This window comes from Phenylobacterium sp. (assembly GCF_046463815.1).
Lineage (GTDB): Bacteria > Pseudomonadota > Alphaproteobacteria > Caulobacterales > Caulobacteraceae > Phenylobacterium.
Map to the genome: position 1 here is coordinate 62716 of NZ_JBKBRO010000017.1, position 16401 is coordinate 79116.

The following is a 16401-nucleotide window of genomic DNA, read 5'->3' on the forward strand; positions in this document are numbered from 1 at the left end:
GCGAAGGCTTTGCGCGTCTCCGGTGCTGAGGCCCCCTCTCCTCCCCCGATGGGGGAGGGGGACCATGCGCAGCATGGGGGAGGGGGTTTGCCGGGAGCGCCGAGCCTCATGTCAGGCCCCCCTCCACCAGCCTTCGGCCGGTCCCCCTCCCCCGATGGGGGAGGAGGGAGAGCCTGGAACCAGCTCAAGAGGTCTTGGGCGGCGGCGGGGCTTCCAGCAGTTCGTCGAACAGGAGGCGCCAGCCGGCCTTGTCGTTGCGCCAGATGCGCACGTAGTGGCCACGCTTCTCGGCCTCGCCGACCGTCCACTTGGCCGCGCCGTAGGTCCAGGCCAAGTCCCCGGCGGCCGAGGCGCTGCCGCCGAGGGGCGCATAGGCGATCGACGCGGGCCGGGTGGCGAGCTCGGCCTCCAGGGCGGCGCGGGTGGTAGGGGGGGCGGCCTTCGATCCGGTGATCCGGCCGTCGTCGGCCACCACGGCCAGGAAGGCGGCCTTCACGTCGGTCCTCGCGGCCGCGTGCAGGGCGGCCTCGGCGGCGGTCACCTCGCTCATCGCCTTGGCCGGGGAGCCGGCCTCGCGGGCGGCCAGCCTCGCGTAGGTCACGGGCGAGTCCTTGGGCGCGGCGCCCTCGATGGTGCTGGGCGGGCCGCCGTCGAACAGCCACTTCCACGACCCGTCCGGCTGTTTCGCCCAGACGGTGAAGTACCAGGCGCGCGGCTGGCCGTCGAAGGTGTAGGGCCCGGTGGTGAACCCCAGGTCGCCCGAGCGGGAGATTCCCGCCCACAGCGGCCACCAGACCAGCGGCGGCCCCTTGGGCTGGGGTTTCTCGTAGACGGCCTTGGCGAGCCGCGGCTCGGGGGCGAGGACGATCCCCTCGGGCGCGGAGTGCTTCAGGAAGCTGTCGCGCACGCCCAGCTCCAGGCCGTCGGCCGCGAAGGCGCGCTCGGCCGCCACCACGGGGGCCGGGGTGATCTCCTCGGCGGCGGCGGGCGCGGCGAGGAAGGCGAGGGCGAGCGCCAGGCTAGAGCACCTCAACCGTCAGCTCCCCGTTCGTATAGACGCAGATCTCGGCGGCGATGCGCATGGCGCGGCGGGCGACCTCCTCGGCGTCGAGGTCGGTCTCCATCAGCGCGCGGGCGGCGGCGAGCGCGAAGTTGCCGCCCGAGCCGATGGCGGCCACGGCGTTCTCGGGCTCCAGCACGTCGCCGACGCCGGTGACGGTGAAGATCTGGGCCTTGTCGGCGACGATCAGCATGGCCTCGAGGCGACGCAGGTAGCGGTCGGTGCGCCAGTCCTTGGCCAGGTCCACGCAGGCCCGGGCGAGTTGCTCGGGATATTGTTCGAGCTTGGCTTCGAGCCGCTCGATGAGGGTGAAGGCGTCGGCGGTGGAGCCGGCGAAGCCCGCGATCACCCGCCCGCCCGCCAGGGTGCGCACCTTCTTCGCGGTTCCCTTGACGATGGTCGGGCCCATGGACACCTGCCCATCGCCGGCCACCACGGTCTTTCCATTCTTGCGGACGGCGAGGATGGTGGTCCCGTGCCACTCTTGGCTTATTTGGCCGGGAAAGGTTGAGCTATTCGACATGCCCGCGATCTGAGCAGCGCGGCGCCCAAGGTCAAGCAGGACACGACCGATCCATGAGCTTCAGCGACGAGGAGATCGAGCGCTACGCCCGCCACCTGGTGCTGCGCGAGGTCGGCGGGCCGGGCCAGCAGAAGCTGAAGGGCGCGAGCGTGCTGATGGTGGGCGCGGGCGGCCTGGGCGCCCCGGCCTCGCTCTATCTGGCGGCGGCGGGGGTGGGCGGCCTGATCCTGGTCGATCCCGACGAGGTGGACCGCTCGAACCTCCAGCGCCAGGTGATCTACGCCGAGGAGGACCTGGGCCGCCCCAAGGTGGAGGCCGCCGCCGACCGGCTCGCCGCCCTCAATCCGCACGTCTTCGTGGCCGGCCACAACGGCGCCTTCGGCCCCGACACCGCCGACCGCCTGGTCGAGGGGGTGGACCTGGTGCTGGACGGCACCGACGACTTCGGGGTGCGGTTCTGCGTCAACGAGGCCTGCGTGCGCCACGGCAAGACGCTGGTGTCGGGCGCCATCGGCCGCTGGACGGGGCAGGTCGGCGTGTTCGGCCGCCAGCCCTGCTACCGCTGCCTGGTGCCCGAGATTCCGCCCGACGCCGAGACCTGCACGGCGGTGGGCGTGGTGGGGGCCCTGGCCGGGGTCATCGGCAGCATGATGGCGCTGGAGGCGATCAAGCTGATCACCGGGGCGGGCGATCCCCTGGCCGGGCGGCTGATGATCTACGACGCGCTCGCGGCCGAGACCCGGACGGTGCGGGTGGCGGGCGACCCGGCCTGCCCGGTATGCGGGGGCGTTCCCTCCCCTTGATGGGGAGGGACAGCCCGCCGCAGGCGGGCAGGGTGGGGAAGCCAATCCCTGGGCTCAGCGCCCTGTCACAACACTCCCCCACCCGTCTCCCTCGGACCTTTGGTCCGGGTCGCCACCCTCCCCACGTGGGGGAGGGAAGGGTCAGAGCATCTGCGGCGGGCCCGGCCCGCAAAGCTTTGTCACATTCGCTCACGCGGCGCACACACGCCCGCTGAAGTCGCGGACCAGGGTCCGGCTCCTTCCCGTTCAGGAGCCTTAGATGTCCCTTCGTATCCGCCTGCTCCGCGCCGCCGCCGCCGTCGGCCTCGCCGCCCCCTTCGCCGGCCCGGCCGCCGCCCAGGAACCTTCCCGCTTCAACCAGGTCGTCGTTTTCGGCGACAGCATCTCGGACGGGGGCGCCTATGCCGCGAGGGCGCCGGCCGGGGCCGGCAGCTTCACGACCAACCCCGACCCGATCTGGGTCGAGACCATCGCCGCGGGCCTCGGCCTGGAGCTCACGCCCCGCGCGGCGGGCGGGACCAACTACGCCGAGGGCGGCGCGCGGGTGGCCCAGACGCGGCCGATCGGCCCGGGCGGCCTGACCCGCAAGCCGGTGGTGAACCAGGTGGACAGCTTCCTGGCCGACGGCGGCGCGTTCGGCCGCGACACGCTGGTGATCATCCAGGGCGGCGGCAACGACGTCTTCTTCACCCAGTCCAACGGCCTGGACTTCACCGACGCCGACCTCGCGGTGCTGGACGGCGCGGCCCAGGCGCTGGCGGGCCAGCTCCGGCGCATCGAGGACGCGGGCCAGGCCACCATCGTCACCACCAGCGTGCCGCGCTTCGAGGTGTTCAACACCCGCTATGAGGCGGCCATCGGCGCGGCCGGCGTGAACGTGCTCTACGTCGACATCGCGGCGCTGATCGCCGAGATCGAGGCGAACCCGGCCGAGTTCGGCATCGTCAACGTCACCGACCCGGCCTGCCGGGGCTCGGCGGTGGAGTCGTTCACCTGCCTGCCCGACAGCTATGTGACCCCCGACGCCAACCGCACCTACCTGTTCGCCGACGGGGTGCATTTCACCGGCGTGGTCCACGAGATCGAGGCCGGCGCGGTGCTGGCGGCGCTGCGGGCTCCGAACCAGGTCGGCCAGTTGCCCCTGGCCGGCCAGGCGGCGCTGCAGGGCCTGGGCGATGCGCTGGCCACCCAGTTCGCGGGCTCGGCGGTCTCGCCCCGGGGCGCCTGGACGGTGTTCGGCGCCGCCCACGGCGACTGGCTGGACCTCGACGCCGGTTCCCGCGCGACGGGCCTGGAGAGCGACGGCGTCGGCGCGGTCTTCGGGGCCGAGTACGGCCTGGGCGGCGGGGCGTCGCTGGGCGCGGCCCTGACCTGGGTCGAGGCCGACGCGGACTTCGGCCAGGACACCGGCGGCTACGAGGCCCGCACCCTGGCCGCGGCGGTCTTCGCGCGCGTCGCGCGCGGGCCCTTCGAGCTGACCGCGGACGTGACCTATGGCGGCATGGCCTTCGACGACGTGGAGCGGCGGGTGGTCCTGGGCCCGGCCGAGCGGATCGAGACGGGCGACACCGACGGCAAGCTGTTCGCGGCGGGCGTCGAGGCGGCCTTCGCCGGCGGGGCCGGGCCGCTGCGCCTGCGGCCGACGGTCGGCGTCCGCTACGAGAAGGTGAAGGTCGACGGCTACGGCGAGCAGGGCGAGCGCTCGACCCGCATGATCTTCGGCGACCAGACGCTGGAGAGCGTCCACGCCGCGCTGGGCGCGGAGCTCACCTGGGCGACGGACTGGGGCGTGCGGCCCTTCGCCCGGGCCAGCTACCGGGTCGAGCTGAAGGACGACGCCCCGGAGATGTGGGTCATGGCCCAGGGATCGCCGGTTCCGTTCACGACCGAGACCTACCGGCCGGACGGGGACTACCTGGCCTACAGCGTGGGCGTGGCCGCGCCGCTCCAGGCGGGCCTGACGGCGGTGGCCGGCGTCAGCGGGACGGCCGGGCGCGGCGATCTCTCCACGACCGCCTTCCGGGTCGGGGTGCAGGGGCGGTTCTGAGGGAAAAGGCCTTCCCTCCCCCGTGTGGGGAGGGAGGCCTACAGCATCTGCGGCAGGACGCGGTCGGGCGGGCGGTGGCCGTCCATCCAGGTCTTGATGTTGATGATCACCTTCTCGCCCATGTCCACGCGGGCCTCAACGGTGGCCGAGCCCAGGTGGGGCAGGAGGACGGCGTTCGGCTGCTTCAGCAGCTTGGGGTTCACCTGGGGCTCGAACTCGAAGACGTCGAGGCCGGCGCCGGCGATCCTGCCCTCGGCCAGCAGGTCGGCCAGGGCGTCCTCGTCGATGATCTCGCCGCGGGCGGTGTTGATCAGGATGGCGTGCGGCTGGAGCAGCTTCAGCCGCCGGCCCGAGAGCAGGTGGTAGGTGGCGGGCGTGTGCGGCGAATGGACGCTGATGATGTCCATGCGGGCCAGCATCTGGTCCAGGCTGTCCCAGTAGGTGGCCTCCAGCTCCTCCTCGATGCGGGGGCTGACGCGCTTGCGGTTGTGGTAGTGGATCTGCAGGCCGAAGGCCCGGGCCCGCCTCGCCACCGCCGAGCCGATCCGGCCCATGCCGATGATCCCCAGGCGCTTGCCGGTGATCCGGCGGCCCAGCATCCAGGTGGGCGCCCAGCCCGAGAAGCCGCCGGCCTGGACCACGTTGGCGCCTTCGACGATGCGGCGGGCCACCGCCATCATCAGCGCCATGGTGAGGTCGGCGGTGTCCTCGGTCAGCACGCCCGGGGTGTTGGTGACGGTGATCCCCCGCGCCTGGGCCGCCGCCACGTCGATGTGGTCGACCCCCGCGCCGAAGTTGGCGATCAGCTTCAGGCGCTCGCCCGCGTGCTCCAGCAGCTCGGCGTCGATCCGGTCGGTGATGGTCGGCGACAGCACGTCGGCCCGCCCGACGGCGTCGATGAGCGCCTCGCGGCCCATGGGCGCGTCGGCGAGGTTGAGCTCGGTGTCGAACAGCTCCCGCATCCGCGTCTCCACGGAGTCCGGCAGCTTTCGCGTGACGATGACTTTCGGCTTGCGGGCGGGCATTCTTGCAAAAAGCTGGAGGCGAACTGAAAAGGGGACGTTTCCTGCGCCGCGCCGAGGCGCGCGGCGATCTCTCGGGGAGACCCTTAGCAAAGGGGGCTCCCACGGCCAAGGCGAGGCGAAGGGCGTGAAGGCGTCGTGAGGGTTTTGGGCGCGGGGTCGCCGAAGTTCGCGGCGCTGCTGGGCGCGGCCCTGAGCCTCGTCGTGGCGACGGGGGTCCTGGCCGCCGACCGGCCGACGCCGTCGGGCCTGCCGGTGCCGCGCTATGTCACCCTGAAGTTCGGCAAGGTGAACGCCCGGGCGGGCCCCGGCGACGACCACCGGCTGCTCTGGGTCTACCGCGCCAAGGGCCTGCCGGTGCAGGTGGTGGCCGAGACGGCGGAGTGGCGCCGGGTCTGCGATCCCGAGGGGGGGCTGGCCTGGGTGCACCGGCGGGTGACCGACGGCCGCCGGGCCGTGATCAACGTCCAGCCGCGGGCGGCCGCGCTCCTGCGCAGGCCCAAGCCGGACGCCAGGCCGGTCGCCTATCTGCGCGCCCGGGCGCTCGCCTCGCTGGTCCGCTGCGAGAAGGGCTGGTGCAAGGTGAAGGCCGACAACGCCGCCGGCTGGGTCCGCGAAGGCGCCCTGTGGGGAACCGCCGAGGCCCCGCAATGCCGTTGAGGGCGCGCATGGGCCTGTGCTAGGCCCGGAGCCCCTTGTTCTCCAAAGGCCAAAATCCGATGCGCGACGTGGCGACCCGGCCCTCCAGCTTCACGCTCGACGAGCTCCTGGCCTGCGGCCGGGGTGAAATGTTCGGCGACGGCAACGCCCAGCTCCCGGCCCCGCCGATGCTGATGTTCGACCGGATCACGAACATCACCGCCGACGGCGGCGCCCACGGCAAGGGCCATGTCGAGGCCGAGCTCGACATCCGCGACGACCTCTGGTTCTTCGCCTGCCACTTCATCGGCGACCCCGTCATGCCCGGCTGCCTGGGCCTGGACGCCATGTGGCAGCTCGTGGGCTTCTTCCTCGGCTGGTCGGGCGCGCCCGGCAAGGGCCGGGCCCTGGGCGTCGGCGAGGTGAAGTTCACCGGCCAGGTGACGCCGAAGGTCCAGAAGGTCACCTACAGGATCGACCTGAAGCGCATGATCATGCGCAAGCTCGTGATGGGCGTGGGCGACGGGGTTCTCCTGGCCGACGGCAAGCCCATCTATGAGGCCACGGACCTGCGGGTGGGCCTGTTCCGCGCCGAAGACCTGGCCTGACCCACAGCAAGAAGCGTTCGGAGGAAACGGCCTGATGCGCCGCGTCGTGATCACCGGGATGGGGATCGTCTCGTCCATCGGCAATAACGCGGGCGAGGTCCTGGCCTCGCTGCGAGACGCCAAGTCTGGCGTCGTGGCCGCGCCGGAGTACGCCGAGCTCGGCTTCCGCTGCCAGGTCCACGCCCCGCCCCGGATCGACTGGGAGGCCATGGTGGACCGCAGAGCGGCCCGCTTCCTGGCCCAGGGCACGGCCTTCGGCCACATCGCCATGGAGCAGGCCATCGCCGACTCGGGCCTCGGCGAGGACGAGGTCAGCCACGAGAAGACCGGCCTGATCGTGGGCTCGGGCGGACCGTCCACCCGGGCCATCGTCGAATCGGCCGAGATCGCCCGCGCCAAGGGCCCGAAGCGCGTCGGGCCCTTCGCCGTGCCCAAGGCCATGAGTTCCGGGCCCTCGGCGACGCTCGCCACCTGGTTCAAGATCCGCGGCCTGAACTTCTCGATCAGCTCGGCCTGCGCCACCTCCACCCACTGCATCGGCACCGCCTACGAGCAGATCCTGATGGGCAAGCAGGACGTGGTGTTCGCCGGCGGGACCGAGGAGCTGGACTGGACCCTCAGCGTGCTCTTCGACGCCATGGGCGCCATGAGCTCGAAGTTCAACGACCGGCCCGCCGTGGCCAGCCGCGCCTATGACGCCGACCGCGACGGCTTCGTCATCGCCGGCGGCGCGGGCATCGTGGTGCTGGAGGAGTACGAGCGCGCCAAGGCCCGCGGGGCCAAGATCTACGGCGAGATCGTGGGCTACGCGGCCAATTCCGACGGCTTCGACATGGTGGCCCCCTCGGGCGAGGGCGCGGCGCGCTGCATGAAGCTGGCCATGGCCGGCCTTGGCGGGCGGAAGATCGACTACCTGAACCCGCACGGCACGGGCACGCCCGTGGGCGACGTGAAGGAGATGGAGGCCGTGCGCGCCGTGTTCGGCGAGGCCGCGCCGCTGATCTCGTCCACCAAGTCCCTGACCGGCCACAGCCTGGGGGCGGCCGGCGCGCAGGAAGCGATCTATTCCCTGCTGATGCTGAACAACGGCTTCGTGGCCGAGAGCGCCCACATCGAGAACCTCGACCCGGCCTTCGAGGGCCTGCCCATCGTGCGCAAGCGCGAGGACCGGGAGCTGGAGACGGTGATGAGCAACTCGTTCGGCTTTGGGGGGACGAACGGATGTCTCGTCATGTCCAGGATCTAGCCCTTCGGGGCGGCTTCGGCGGCGCCAACGGCTGCCTCGTGATGGCCAGGGTCTGATCCTGGCCGAGCCGCCTCCCGATTGGCCGGCGGGCGTGCCTGCGCCCCCGCGCGAGCCGACGCGGGAGGAGTGCTGCGGGCGCGGCTGCGACCCCTGCATCATGGACTACTACGACCGCGCCCTGGAGCGCTGGGAGCAGCGTGTCCGCGCCCTGGGCCACGATCCGGACGCGCTGCGCCGGGGGTGACACATCCGGCTGAACCGGCCTAAACCCCTCCCAGACTGCGACCACGAGAGGGAGAACGACGTGGCCGACGACTACCAGATGCCGACCGGGACCCTGATGAAGGGCAAGAAGGGGATCGTCACCGGCGTGGCCAACCACCAGTCCATCGCCTGGGGCATCGCGCGCCAGCTGGCCGCCCAGGGCGCCGAGATCGCCTTCCTGCACCTGCCGGGCATGGAGCGGCGCGTGCAGCCGCTCGCCGATGAGATCGGCGTGAAGGTTCTGGCTCCCGTCGACGTCACCGACGACGCGGCCATGGACGCGGCCTTCCAGACGGTGAAGGACGCCTTCGGCCAGATCGACTTCTTCGTCCACGCCATCGCCTTCGCCAACAAGGACGAGCTGAAGGGCAGCTTCGTGGACAACACCACCCGCGAGGGCTTCCTGCGGGCCATGAACATCTCGGCCTTCAGCTTCGTGGACTGCGCCCGGCGCGCCTCGGCCATGATGCCGGAGGAGGGCGGCTCGATCATCACCCTCACCTACATGGGCTCGGAGCGGGCGATCCCGAACTACAACACCATGGGCGTGGCCAAGGCCGCGCTGGAGGCCGCCGTGCGCTACGCGGCCCGCGACCTGGGGCCGAAGGGCATCCGGGTGAACGCGGTCTCGCCGGGGGCCATGAAGACCCTGTCGCTGGCCGGCATCTCGGGCGGCCGCGGCATGCTGGCCAAGGGCCGCTCGCTCAGCGCCATGAAGGAGGACACCTCGATGGAGGGCGTCGCCGGCTGCGCGCTGTGGCTCCTGTCCGACCTCGGCAAGTCGACCACCGGCGAGGTGGTTCACGTCGACGCCGGCTTCCACATCATGGGCTTCTCGGAGGACGAGGAAGGCTGAGGCTCAGCGGGCTTCAACCCCCTCCGGCGCTTCGCGCCGCCTCCCCCCGAGGGGGAGGGTCTAGGGGCGCGTAGGCGCGCATGAAGCGGGCGGCGGCTTCGGTCGCCACCTGCTCCACCATCTCGTCGGTGAGCGGCCGGTCGACGCCCAGCAGGGCGGCGGTCTGGTAGGAGCCCACCACCATGCCGGCGAAGAACTCGGCGGCCTGCCAGGGGTCGGGGCAGGCGAGGCGGCCGGCGCGGGTCTCCATGTCGAGGAATTCGGCAAGGCGCCGGCGGCTCGTCCGGGGACCGGCCTCCCAGACCGCCCGGCCCAGTTCGGGCGCCTCGATGGCTCCCATCATCGCCACGCGCAGGAAGGCCGAGCTGCGGTCGTTCAGGAGCTTGCCCAGCAGCACGCGGGCGAAGCCGGCCAGCGCGCGCGCCGGGTCGGCGACGCCCTCTTCGGTCGCCAGCGGGGCGACCAGCTCGTGGACCCGGCGCGCGGTCAGCGCCCGGACCAGTTCGGCCTTGGAGCCGTAGTGGTTGTAGATCGTCTGCTTGGAGACCCCGGCGCGGCGGGCGATCTCCTCCATGGGCGCGGAGATGCCGCGTTCGACCATCACCGCCAGGGCGGCGTCCAGGATGGCCTCGCTCTTGGCGAGGTCGATCTGTCCGGGAAGGCGGGCCATCAGTGGCCCCCGCCCTGGAGCGACACGCCCTTGCCCGGCTTGGCGAAGACGGCCAGGGCCGCGGCGACCCAGCAGCCCAGGGCCAGCACGCCGAAGGCGTCGCCGAAGCTCAGGGTGGCGGCCTGCCTGTGCATCATCAAGCTGAAAGCCTTGCGGGCCGCGCCCTCGGGGTCGGCCAGGCCGCCCGCCGTCATCATCTGGGTCAGGCCCTCGAACATGGCCGCGCCCTGGGGATTGGCCACGCTCAACGCCGAGGCCAGGTCGGCGTAGTGCACGGCGCTCTGGTGGGTGAGGATGGTGGACAGCATGGCCAGCCCGATGGCGCCGGCCACGTTGCGCACCAGGTTGATGAGGCCCGAGGCGTCCTTCATCTCGGTCACCGACAGCGTGGAGACGGCCATCTGCTGGGCGGCGATCATGGCGATCATGGTGCCGAACCCGCGCACCGCCTGCAGCACGAAGAACTCGCGGAAACCCCACTGGTCGGTCACCCGCACCCCGAGCTGGATGGCCCAGGCCGCGAGCGCGAAGCCCACGACCATGGCCACGCGGACGTCGACCATGCGGATGAGGCGCCCGGCGATCGGCGCGCTCAGGAACATCGACAGGCCCGAGACCAGCATGGTCGTGCCCACCTCGGCCGAGGAGAAGCCGCGCACCTGGCCCAGGAAGATCGGCAGGAGGAAGGTCCCGCCGAACAGGCTGGCGCCCGAGATGAAGATCATCACGATGCCGAGCGAGAAGTTGCGGTCGTGGAACGGGGTGAAGGAGACGATGGGCTGGCGGTACGAGAGCTGGCGCCAGATGAAGGCTATGCCCGTGAGGACGGCGGCCACGGTGAGCCACAGGATCAGGTCGTCCTGGAACCAGCCCTCGTCGCTGCCCTCCTCCAGCACGTACTGCATGGAGAGCAGGAAGACGGTCATCAGGCCCAGCCCCCACCAGTCGATGCCCTTGGCGAGGTCGGGGTTGCCCCGGTCGAAATCGCCGTAGCGGCCGACCAGGAAGATCACCAGCGCGCCCACCGGCACGTTGATGAAGAACAGCCAGCGCCAGTCCAGGGCCTCGGTCAGGTGGCCCCCCAGGGTGGGGCCGACGGTGGGCGCCAGCGTGACGATCAGGCCCACGATGACGTTGGCGGTGACCCGCCGCTCGGGCGGGAAGACGGTCATGGCGGTGGCGAAGATCGGCGGGATCATCGCGCCGGCGAAGATCCCCTGCAGGGCGCGGAAGACGATCATCACGCCCACCGAGGTCGAAAGCCCCGTGGCCACCGAGGTGACCATGAAGCCGATCACGGCGATCACATAGAACGGCCGCGTGCCCCACATCTTGGTCAGGTACGCGGTGAGCGGCATGATCACCACCTCGGCCAGGAGGTAGATGGTCTGCACCCAGCTTATCTCGTCGCTGGTGGCGCCGATGCCGGCCTGGATCTGCACGAGCGAGCTGGCCACGATCTGGATGTCCAGCATGGCCATGAACTGACCCAGCACCATGCCGCCGAAGCCCAGGAAGATCTTCACCCAGTCCACGGCTTCGCCGTCGGACCCGAGATAGGCCGGGGCCTGGGCGCGGCCGCTGTCGGGATGGAGGACGGCGTCGGTCATCAGACGGGGGTCATGAGCTGGGGATCACGGGGCCAGGGTTCAGCGCGACGCGCCCTCGCGGGCGTAGAGGGCCGGGAGCCGGCCGGCCTCGGCGAAGCTGGGGCCCGTGTCGCGGGTCACGTCGACCTTGACCTTCAGCGACAGGCCGGGCCGCAGGGCCCCGGAGAGGGGCTGCCCGGGGTCGACGGCGATCTTCACCGGCAGGCGCTGGGCGATCTTGGTGAAGTTGCCGACGGCGTTCTCCACCGGGATCAGGGCGAACTCGGCCCCGGTCGCCGGGGCGAAGCTGTCGATGCGCCCCTTGAGCGTCTCCTTGCCGAAGGCGTCGGCGTGGATCTCGACCGGCTGGCCGATGCGCAGGCGCGCGACCTGGGTCTCCTTGAAGTTGGCCACCACATAGGCGTCGCCCAGCGGCACCAGGCTCATCATCGCCGAGCCGGTGCGGACGTACTGGCCGGGACGCACCGAGCGGGCGCCCACCACGCCGGCGGCCGGGGCGCGGATCTCGGTGCGGGAAAGGTCGATGCGGGCCTGCTCGACGGCGGCGCGGGCGGCCGCGGCCTGGGCGAGGCTCTGGGCGCGGGCCGAATCGAGGGCGGCGGCGGCGCGGCGCTCGGCCTCGAGGGCGGCGCGGGCCTGCTCCACGGCGGCGCTGGCCTGGCGCTCGGCGGCCCGCGCGGTCTGGGCCCGCTGGGTGGACACCCAGCCGGACTTGGCGAGCTGGCCGTAGCGGGAGAGCTCGGCGTTCGCGAGCTGGGCTTCCGCGGCGGCGCTTTCCACCGCGGCCGACTTCTGGGCGATGAGGGCCTGCTCCAGCCGGGCCTTGTCGTCCACCTGGCGGACGGCGGCCTCCAGGGCGGCCGCGTTGGCCTCGGCCTGGGCCAGCTTGGCCTTGATGGTGGCGGGGTCGATTCGCACCAGCACCTGGCCCGGGCGGACGGCCGCGTTGTCGTTCACCAGCACCTCGGCGACGTAGCCGTCGACGAGGGGGGCGATGGTCACCTTGTCGGCCTGGACGAAGGCGTTGTCGGTGGTCTCGAACCGCTGCTTGTCCATCCACCAGACGCCGCCGCCGACCGCGACCGCGACCGTGGCCACGCCCCCCGCGACGATGGGAACCAAACGCTTGGGCAATCCCGCCATGACTTCGTATCCCGGGAAGAACTCAAAAATGGACTGCGCAGTCCAATCGGTCGCCACATAGGGACGGGAGCGGTAACCGACAAGTGAAAGTTGGACCGAAACGTCCAGATTATTTTCTGGGGAGCTGATAGCGCCCTCCTCTCCCCCCGCGAAGCGAGAGGGGAGAGGTTGGGGAGAGGGGCGACGCAGGGGGCAAGGCTTGCACGCTGGTCCAGCCATGACCCACTCTTCGGCCATGGCGACGTTCAAGACGCTGAAGGACACCACCCCGCGTGACCGGGCGCGGGCGATGCGCCGGGAAGACACCGAGGCCGAGGCGCGGCTGTGGAACGCCTTGCGGGCTCGGCGCCTGGGCGGCCGGCGCTGGCGCCGTCAGGTTCCGAAAGGGCCGTTCATCGTCGATTTCCTCTGCGTGGAGGCGAGCCTCGTGGTCGAGCTCGACGGCGGTCAGCACGCCGATCAGGCCGACTACGACGCGCGGCGGACGGCGTTCCTCGAGGGATTGGGCCTGCGGGTGATCCGGTTCTGGAACTCGGCGGTGCTGACCAACCGCGAGGGGGTCTGCCTGACGATCCTGGAGGCTTGCGGCGGGGAGCGGCCGGCGGTGGGTTCTGGCTGAACCGGCAGGGCGGCGGACAGGTCGGCGTCGCCCCTCACCCTACCCTCTCCCCTCTCGCTGCGCGGGGGGAGAGGAGGGGAGCCTCGCTCGCGCCAATGCTTCCCCTCTCGCGCCACTGGACGCCGGGCCGGCTTCGTGGCGTAACCACGGGCCATGACCAAGAGCACTCAGGCCGACGTGATCATCGCCGGCGCCGGCATGGCGGGGGCCACCCTGGCGCTGGCCCTGCATCGGGGCGGGCTGAAGCCGGTGCTGGTCGATCCCGTCCCCTTCGACGCCCAGCTCGCTCCGGCCTTCGACGGCCGGGCCTCGGCCATCGCCTATGCGGCCTACCGGCAGTGGCGGGCCCTGGGCCTGGGGCCGGCCTTCGATCCCCACGCCCAGCCGATCGAGCAGATCCTGGTCACCGACGGGCGCACGCCGGGGGCGTCCACGGGCGGGCCCACGCCGTTCTTCCTGCGCTTCGATTCCGCCGAGATCGCCGACCGGTCCGAGGGCGAGCCCCTGGGCTACCTCTTGGAGAACCGCCGCACCCGCGCGGGCCTCGCCCAGGCCATCCAGGACGCCGGCATCGAGGTGATCGCCCCCGTCAGGGTGACGGGCGCCGCGTTCGGACCCAGGCTGGCCACGGTGACGCTGGCCGACGGACGCACTCTATCGGCGCCCCTGGTGGTGGGGGCCGAGGGGCGCGGCTCGGTGATCCGCGAGGCGGCCGGCATCGGCGTCATCGGCTGGGCGTACAGGCAGACCGGCGTCGTGGCCACGGTCCGCCTGGAGCGGCCGCACGAGGGCGTGGCCCACGAATATTTCCTGCCAGGCGGGCCCTTCGCCATCCTGCCGCTCACCGACAACCGCGCCAGCCTGGTGTGGACCGAGAGCACGGCCCGCGCCGACGCGCTGAAGGCCGCCCGGCCCGAGGTCTTCCAGGCCCATCTGGAGCGCCGGTTCGGCGAGTTCCTGGGCGAGGTGCGCGTCGAGGGGCCGGTCTTCACCTATCCGCTCAGCCTGCAGCTCGCCGAGCGCTTCACGGCCCCGCGCACAGCCCTGCTGGGCGACGCCGCCCACGGGGTCCACCCCATCGCCGGCCAGGGGCTGAACCTGGGCCTGAAGGGCGCCGCGGCCCTGGCCGAGACCCTGGTGGACGCCGCGCGCCTGGGCGAGGACATCGGCTCCGAGGTCGTCCTGGAGCGCTACGCGGCCTGGCGGCGCTTCGACACGGTGACGCTCTCGGCGGGCATGGACGCCTTCGTGCGGCTGTTCTCCAACGACAACCCGCTGGTCCGGCTGGCGCGCGGCGTCGGCATGGCGGCGGTCAACCGGATCGGGCCCGCGCGGCGGTTCTTCATGCACGAGGCCGGCGGCGCGGTCGGCGACCTGCCCCGGCTGCTGCGCGGCGAGGCGCTGTAGCTACTCCCCCTCGCCCAGTTCGCGGGCGTCCTCGGGGAGCATGATCGGCACGCCGTCGCGGATGGGGTAGGCGAGCCGGGCCTGGCGGCTGACCAGCTCGTGCTTCGCGCGGTCGTATTCGAGCGGTCCGCGGGTCACCGGGCAGACCAGGACCTCCAGCAGGCGCGGGTCCACGTCGACTTCCAGAGCGGGCAGGGCGTCTTCCATGGCCACCCTCTACTGCAACGGCTGGGGATCGTCATCCGGCTCGCTGGAATCGATCTCCAGCAGCGCGGTCAGGGTCTCGAAGCGCCCGGTGAGGTCGGGGGCCTCCAGCAGCGCCTGCTTCTCGGCCGGCTCGAACGGCAGGCCCATGCTGAGCGAATTGACCAGGGCCTCCAGCGGCGCGGTGCTGGCGGTTTCCCAGTCGATGTCGAGCTCGCGCCGGTTCAGGTAGCGCTTGAGCGCCGTGGCGAACTTCGCCCGGGCGGCCTCCGAGGCCTCGGCCGCCTCGTCCCGGGCGAGGTCGCCCTCGAAGCGGTCGTAACGGACCCGCATCTGCCGGTAGGGGGTGCGCAGGATCAGCTCCTCGCCCGCGTCGAAGCGGCAGACGCCGGTGAGCGTGATGAGGTAGCGGCCGTCCGAGGTCTCGGCGTAGCTGGTGATCCGGCCGACGCAGCCCACGGCCTGCAGGGCCGGGCGGACCCGGTCGCCGCCGGGCCTGGTCTGGATCATGCCGATCAGCCGGTCGCCGGCCATGGCGTCGTCCACCATGTTCAGGTAGCGCGGCTCGAAGATCTGCAGCGGCAGGTCGCCGCCGGGCAGCAGAAGGGCGCCGTCCAGCGGGAACACCGGGATCACCTGGGGCAGGTCGCTCAAGCGCCGGTAGGCCGCCACGTCGCCCTCCGCCCTAGCTGAACAGGATCGACGAGAGCTTGCGCCGGCCCTGCTTGGCCACCTCGGACATCGGCCCGGCCGCCTCGAAGACGGTCAGGAGCTGCTTGCGGGCCGCCTCGTCGTTCCAGGTCCGGTCGCGGGCGACGATCTCCAGCAGGTGGTCCACCGCCTCGGCCATGAAGCCGCCGGCGGCGAGCCCCTTGGCGAGCTCGAAGCGGGCCTCGTGGTCGTCGGGATCGGCGGCGATCCGCTGCTCGAAGGCGGCGGTCTCGGACGGCGCCTCGGCGGCCAGGGCCAGGGCGGCGCGCACCCCGTCCAGGTCAGGGTCCTTGGCGCCCTCCGGGGCCATCTCCAGGATCTCGCGGGCCCGCTCAAGGTCGCCGGACTTCTGGTAGAGGCGGGCGAGCCCTCCCAGGGCCTTCACGTTCTGGGGTTCGGCCTGCAGCACCTGGGCGTAGGCCTGGGCCGCCCCGCCCGGGTCGCCGAGTTCGAGGGACTCGCGGGCCATGTCGAGGAGCTGGTCGATGGGCGAGCCGCCGCCGCCCTGCTTGGCCAGGCGGTCGACGAACTGCTTCACCTGGCTGTCGGGCAGAGCGCCCATGAAGCCGTCCACCGGGCGGCCGTCGACGAAGGCGAACACCGCCGGGATCGACTGCACGCGGAGCTGGCCGGCGTAGGCCGGGTTCTTGTCGATGTCGACCTTGACCAGCTTCACCGCCCCCTTGGCGGCGGCGACGGCCTTCTCCAGCGCCGGGCCGAGCTGGCGGCAGGGCCCGCACCAGGTCGCCCAGAAGTCGACGATGACGGGCGTGGTCTTCGAGGCCTCGACGACGTCGGCCATGAAGCTGGCGTCGGTGGCGTCCTTGATGATGTCGGCGAGGTTCACGCCGCCGGCCGGCGCGCCGCCGGTCTCCCCGATCAGGGTCATGGCCCGAAAATCCCTGTCCTAACTGTCGTGTCCTGCTGAGCCGCTAGAACGCCTCGACCGGAAGATGGTCGCAAGTGCGG

The 16401-nt window shown here is 71.9% G+C and carries 18 protein-coding genes; 9 read left to right on the forward strand and 9 right to left on the reverse strand.

Translation table 11 applies throughout. From position 1 onward, the window contains the following. Positions 1-184: 184 nt before the first annotated feature. Both ACK4TT_RS12665 and hslV read right to left on the reverse strand, forming a co-directional pair. Positions 185-1033 carry a DUF4440 domain-containing protein gene (locus tag ACK4TT_RS12665; RefSeq protein ID WP_410213076.1) on the reverse strand — a complete coding sequence of 283 codons (849 nt, stop codon included), beginning with the start codon at positions 1031-1033 and terminating at the stop codon, positions 185-187. Further along, positions 1020-1583 (reverse strand): ATP-dependent protease subunit HslV, encoded by a 564-nt coding sequence (hslV, locus tag ACK4TT_RS12670; protein WP_409633459.1) that lies wholly within the window; start codon positions 1581-1583, stop codon positions 1020-1022. Before hslV ends, ACK4TT_RS12665 begins: the two co-directional genes overlap by 14 nt. A 53-nt stretch (positions 1584-1636) precedes the next feature. Here hslV and ACK4TT_RS12675 point away from each other — a divergent pair, with 53 nt between their 5' ends. Beyond that, positions 1637-2386 (forward strand): HesA/MoeB/ThiF family protein, encoded by a 750-nt coding sequence (locus ACK4TT_RS12675; protein ID WP_409633461.1) that lies wholly within the window; start codon positions 1637-1639, stop codon positions 2384-2386. A gap of 259 nt (positions 2387-2645) precedes the next feature. After that, complete coding sequence (locus ACK4TT_RS12680) at positions 2646-4433, forward strand: autotransporter domain-containing protein (RefSeq protein WP_410213077.1); 1788 nt, start codon at positions 2646-2648, stop codon at positions 4431-4433. A gap of 38 nt (positions 4434-4471) precedes the next feature. On the opposite strand, the gene ACK4TT_RS12685 is transcribed toward ACK4TT_RS12680, so the two are convergent. Then, positions 4472-5458: a 2-hydroxyacid dehydrogenase gene (locus ACK4TT_RS12685; protein WP_409633467.1), complete on the reverse strand. Its 987-nt coding sequence runs from the start codon at positions 5456-5458 to the stop codon at positions 4472-4474. A gap of 135 nt (positions 5459-5593) precedes the next feature. Between ACK4TT_RS12685 and ACK4TT_RS12690 the strand changes: the two genes are divergently transcribed. From ACK4TT_RS12690 to ACK4TT_RS12710, 5 genes are all read left to right on the forward strand, one after another. Beyond that, positions 5594-6115 (forward strand): SH3 domain-containing protein, encoded by a 522-nt coding sequence (locus tag ACK4TT_RS12690; protein ID WP_409633469.1) that lies wholly within the window; start codon positions 5594-5596, stop codon positions 6113-6115. A gap of 59 nt (positions 6116-6174) precedes the next feature. Next, positions 6175-6702 (forward strand): 3-hydroxyacyl-[acyl-carrier-protein] dehydratase FabA, encoded by a 528-nt coding sequence (fabA, locus tag ACK4TT_RS12695; protein ID WP_410213078.1) that lies wholly within the window; start codon positions 6175-6177, stop codon positions 6700-6702. A gap of 34 nt (positions 6703-6736) precedes the next feature. Beyond that, positions 6737-7948 (forward strand): beta-ketoacyl-ACP synthase I, encoded by a 1212-nt coding sequence (fabB, locus tag ACK4TT_RS12700; RefSeq protein ID WP_409633473.1) that lies wholly within the window; start codon positions 6737-6739, stop codon positions 7946-7948. Positions 7949-8039: 91 nt separating this feature from the next. Continuing rightward, on the forward strand, positions 8040-8192 hold the full coding sequence (locus ACK4TT_RS12705) for an oxidoreductase-like domain-containing protein (RefSeq protein WP_409633475.1): 153 nt from the start codon (positions 8040-8042) through the stop codon (positions 8190-8192). A gap of 60 nt (positions 8193-8252) precedes the next feature. Beyond that, the gene (locus tag ACK4TT_RS12710) at positions 8253-9068 is read left to right on the forward strand and encodes an enoyl-ACP reductase (RefSeq protein WP_409633477.1); all 816 of its coding nucleotides are present in this window, start codon (positions 8253-8255) and stop codon (positions 9066-9068) included. A 13-nt stretch (positions 9069-9081) separates the two neighbouring features. Here the strand turns inward: ACK4TT_RS12710 and ACK4TT_RS12715 are convergent, their stop codons facing one another. Genes ACK4TT_RS12715 through ACK4TT_RS12725 form a run of 3 tightly spaced genes read right to left on the reverse strand, consistent with a single transcriptional unit; the run spans position 9082 to position 12491 of the window. Beyond that, on the reverse strand, positions 9082-9738 hold the full coding sequence (locus tag ACK4TT_RS12715; RefSeq protein ID WP_409633479.1) for a TetR/AcrR family transcriptional regulator: 657 nt from the start codon (positions 9736-9738) through the stop codon (positions 9082-9084). Next, positions 9738-11348: a DHA2 family efflux MFS transporter permease subunit gene (locus ACK4TT_RS12720; protein WP_409633481.1), complete on the reverse strand. Its 1611-nt coding sequence runs from the start codon at positions 11346-11348 to the stop codon at positions 9738-9740. The genes ACK4TT_RS12715 and ACK4TT_RS12720 overlap by 1 nt, the downstream gene beginning before the upstream one ends. 39 nt (positions 11349-11387) lie before the next feature. Continuing rightward, the gene (locus ACK4TT_RS12725) at positions 11388-12491 is read right to left on the reverse strand and encodes an HlyD family secretion protein (RefSeq protein WP_409633483.1); all 1104 of its coding nucleotides are present in this window, start codon (positions 12489-12491) and stop codon (positions 11388-11390) included. Positions 12492-12708: 217 nt separating this feature from the next. Between ACK4TT_RS12725 and ACK4TT_RS12730 the strand changes: the two genes are divergently transcribed. Both ACK4TT_RS12730 and ACK4TT_RS12735 read left to right on the forward strand, forming a co-directional pair. Beyond that, positions 12709-13110, forward strand: a complete 402-nt coding sequence (locus ACK4TT_RS12730; protein ID WP_410213079.1) for an endonuclease domain-containing protein — start codon at positions 12709-12711, stop codon at positions 13108-13110. Between the two features lie 153 nt (positions 13111-13263). Further along, positions 13264-14517, forward strand: a complete 1254-nt coding sequence (locus tag ACK4TT_RS12735; protein ID WP_410213080.1) for a UbiH/UbiF/VisC/COQ6 family ubiquinone biosynthesis hydroxylase — start codon at positions 13264-13266, stop codon at positions 14515-14517. Here ACK4TT_RS12735 and ACK4TT_RS12740 read toward each other — a convergent pair whose 3' ends face one another. The 3 genes from ACK4TT_RS12740 to ACK4TT_RS12750 are packed head-to-tail and all read right to left on the reverse strand — an operon-like array spanning position 14518 to position 16321. Then, positions 14518-14724, reverse strand: a complete 207-nt coding sequence (locus ACK4TT_RS12740; RefSeq protein WP_409633490.1) for a Trm112 family protein — start codon at positions 14722-14724, stop codon at positions 14518-14520. A gap of 9 nt (positions 14725-14733) precedes the next feature. Continuing rightward, entirely contained in the window at positions 14734-15393 is a 660-nt protein-coding gene (locus ACK4TT_RS12745) for an LON peptidase substrate-binding domain-containing protein (RefSeq protein ID WP_409633492.1), read from the reverse strand. A 13-nt stretch (positions 15394-15406) separates the two neighbouring features. Continuing rightward, on the reverse strand, positions 15407-16321 hold the full coding sequence (locus tag ACK4TT_RS12750; RefSeq protein WP_409633494.1) for a tetratricopeptide repeat protein: 915 nt from the start codon (positions 16319-16321) through the stop codon (positions 15407-15409). Positions 16322-16401: the final 80 nt, after the last annotated feature.

Coding starts and splice junctions, on each gene's coding strand:
- hslV (WP_409633459.1), bottom strand. CDS start 1,583: ATGTCGAATAGCTCAACCTTTCCCGGCCAAATAAGCCAAGAGTGGCAC.
- ACK4TT_RS12675 (WP_409633461.1), top strand. CDS start 1,637: ATGAGCTTCAGCGACGAGGAGATCGAGCGCTACGCCCGCCACCTGGTG.
- ACK4TT_RS12680 (WP_410213077.1), top strand. CDS start 2,646: ATGTCCCTTCGTATCCGCCTGCTCCGCGCCGCCGCCGCCGTCGGCCTC.
- ACK4TT_RS12685 (WP_409633467.1), bottom strand. CDS start 5,458: ATGCCCGCCCGCAAGCCGAAAGTCATCGTCACGCGAAAGCTGCCGGAC.
- fabA (WP_410213078.1), top strand. CDS start 6,175: ATGCGCGACGTGGCGACCCGGCCCTCCAGCTTCACGCTCGACGAGCTC.
- fabB (WP_409633473.1), top strand. CDS start 6,737: ATGCGCCGCGTCGTGATCACCGGGATGGGGATCGTCTCGTCCATCGGC.
- ACK4TT_RS12715 (WP_409633479.1), bottom strand. CDS start 9,738: ATGGCCCGCCTTCCCGGACAGATCGACCTCGCCAAGAGCGAGGCCATC.
- ACK4TT_RS12720 (WP_409633481.1), bottom strand. CDS start 11,348: ATGACCGACGCCGTCCTCCATCCCGACAGCGGCCGCGCCCAGGCCCCG.
- ACK4TT_RS12725 (WP_409633483.1), bottom strand. CDS start 12,491: ATGGCGGGATTGCCCAAGCGTTTGGTTCCCATCGTCGCGGGGGGCGTG.
- ACK4TT_RS12730 (WP_410213079.1), top strand. CDS start 12,709: ATGACCCACTCTTCGGCCATGGCGACGTTCAAGACGCTGAAGGACACC.
- ACK4TT_RS12735 (WP_410213080.1), top strand. CDS start 13,264: ATGACCAAGAGCACTCAGGCCGACGTGATCATCGCCGGCGCCGGCATG.
- ACK4TT_RS12740 (WP_409633490.1), bottom strand. CDS start 14,724: ATGGAAGACGCCCTGCCCGCTCTGGAAGTCGACGTGGACCCGCGCCTG.
- ACK4TT_RS12750 (WP_409633494.1), bottom strand. CDS start 16,321: ATGACCCTGATCGGGGAGACCGGCGGCGCGCCGGCCGGCGGCGTGAAC.